Below are 2,192 nucleotides of genomic sequence, written 5' to 3' on the forward strand. Positions count from 1 at the left end.
GCTGGTGATCCAGTTTCACCGCCACGTCTCCGACTACAGCATCTACCTGCGCTACTTCCACCCCATCAAATACAGCGCCCGCATCGCCCACGAGCGCTTGGTTCGCATCTGCTTTAACGACTACGACCGCGAGATCGCCCTGGTGGCGGAAAAACAGGAGCCAGAAGCTACAATCCTCGGCATCAGCCGCCTCTCCAAAAAACACGGCCTTCCCGAAGAAGCCGAGTTTGCCCTGTTGGTGGCGGATCCCTACCAAAGACAGGGGATCGGCACGGAGCTGCTGACCCGCCTGATTCAGGTGGCCCGCTGCGAAGGGATCCGGCGCCTCACCGGCGAGGTGCTCAGCGAAAACGAGGGCATGCGCCGCCTCTGCAGGCGCTTGGGGTTCCAGTTGCTCCCCTCTTCAGAGGATCCCGGCCTCCTCAGGGCCACGCTGGATCTTGCTGCCGATGCGGCGCTTCCCACCCCCTGCCCTGCCTAGGGATCCCTGGCCCTAAAAACGGTTTGCCGACCGGCTTACCGTAGAATGTGAAGAGCGGCAGCCAGCCTCACGGGTTGCAAAGCCCTTCAGCTCCCCTCTCCCTTTGGGAGAGGGGCTGGGGGTGGTCGCGTGAGCGGCGCGGAGCGCTTGGGCAATTTCCCTTTGGGAGAGGGGCCGGGGGTGAGGGACACAGAAGTGGAGAAGTTTTTGGGGATAGGGGTGAACATGGAAGGGACAGCAGGGAACCCATTGGGGATCCCCTCACCTGTCGCGGTGGTCTGGTTTGGGAGAGTGGGGCGGTGGCTGGCGGTGGGATCCCTGCTCCTGGGACTTCTGCTGGGGCTGGGCGGCTGTGGGGTGGGATCCCAAGGGGAAGTGAGGATTCTCCTAGCTTCTTTTGCGGTGACCCGCGATGCCTACCGGCAGATCATCCCTGCCTTTGAGGCCCACTGGCTGGCCCAGACCGGCCAACAGGTGCGCGTAGAAAGCAGCTATGCCGGCTCGGCCACACAAGCGCGGGCGGTCATTGACGGGCTGGATGCCGATGTGGTGGCTCTGGCCCTGGGCCTGGATGTGGAGCGCATTGTGGCTGCCGGTCTCGTTCGACCGGACTGGGAAAGCCGCACGCCCAACCAAGGGATCGTTACCCGCTCGGTGGTGGTGATCGTCACGCGGCAGGGCAACCCCCACGCTATCCACTCTTGGCTGGACCTGGCCCGGCCTGGCTTGCAGGTGGTTACCGCCAACCCCAAAACCTCAGGGGGCGCCCGCTGGAACTTTTTGGCCCTCTGGAGTGCTGTCCCTGAACCTCAGGCCCTGGCCTTCACCACCCAGGTCTACAAAAATGTCCGCGTCCTGCCGCGGGACTCGCGGGAAGCCACCGATGTCTTTTTCCAAAAAGGGCAGGGGGATGCCCTGCTCACCTACGAACAGGAGGTGATCCTGGCCGGCCTGCGCGGCCAGCCCTTGCCCTACGTGGTGCCGGATCCCAACATTTCCATCGACAACCCCGTAGCCGTGGTGGATGCCACGGTGGAGCGAAAAGGAACCCGCGCCGTGGCCGAAGCCTTTGTGAACTACCTGTTTACTCCAGAAGCGCAGCGGGCCTTTGCCGAGGTGGGTTTCCGTCCGGTGGAGCCGACGGTGGCGCAAGAGTTTGCCCAGCGGTACCCTCCCATTGAGAAGCTGGTAACCGTTGCCGACCTGGGCGGCTGGGAAGCAATCCAAAACCGCTTCTTTGCCGATGGGGCTGTGTTTGACCGCATCCAAGCTGGGTTGTAGGGAGCCTCCCTTGTTTTGCATCCCCATTCAAGGTATCCTGGGAGCAGTATCAACGGTTTGTTGACAGGTTTACCGTAGATTAGAGGCTCCCTACCTCCTCAGGGATAGGCAGCGCCATCCGGCCAACCCTTAGCTAGGCAGAACCTATGGGCATCACCATTGCAGGGGTATCGAAGCGTTTTGGGCAGTTTCAGGCTCTCCACCCTACGGATCTCACCATTCCCACGGGATCCCTGGTTGCCCTGTTGGGGCCGTCGGGTTCCGGCAAATCTACCCTCTTGCGCCTGATTGCCGGCCTAGAAAAGCCGGACACGGGGCGGATTTTCCTCACCGGGCGGGATGCCACCCATGCCAGCGTCCAGGAGCGCAACGTCGGCTTTGTCTTCCAGCACTACGCCCTGTTCAAGCACATGACGGTGCGGCAGAACAT

At 62.4% G+C, this 2,192-nt stretch carries 3 protein-coding genes; all 3 read left to right on the forward strand.

Annotation, left to right across the window (positions count from 1 at the left end):
• Positions 1–481: N-acetyltransferase family protein (locus tag NW857_RS06455; protein WP_414368378.1), on the forward strand; the 481-nt coding region annotated here is incomplete at its 5' end.
• Between the two features lie 129 nt (positions 482–610).
• A complete protein-coding gene (locus NW857_RS06460; RefSeq protein WP_414368381.1) occupies positions 611–1,762 on the forward strand; it encodes a sulfate ABC transporter substrate-binding protein in 1,152 nt (383 codons plus the stop codon).
• A gap of 146 nt (positions 1,763–1,908) precedes the next feature.
• A partial coding sequence (locus tag NW857_RS06465) for an ATP-binding cassette domain-containing protein (RefSeq protein ID WP_414335339.1) occupies positions 1,909–2,192 on the forward strand: 284 nt, incomplete at its 3' end.

It is taken from the genome of Synechococcus sp. H55.9 (assembly GCF_047462355.1).
Taxonomy (GTDB): Bacteria; Cyanobacteriota; Cyanobacteriia; order Thermostichales; family Thermostichaceae; genus Thermostichus.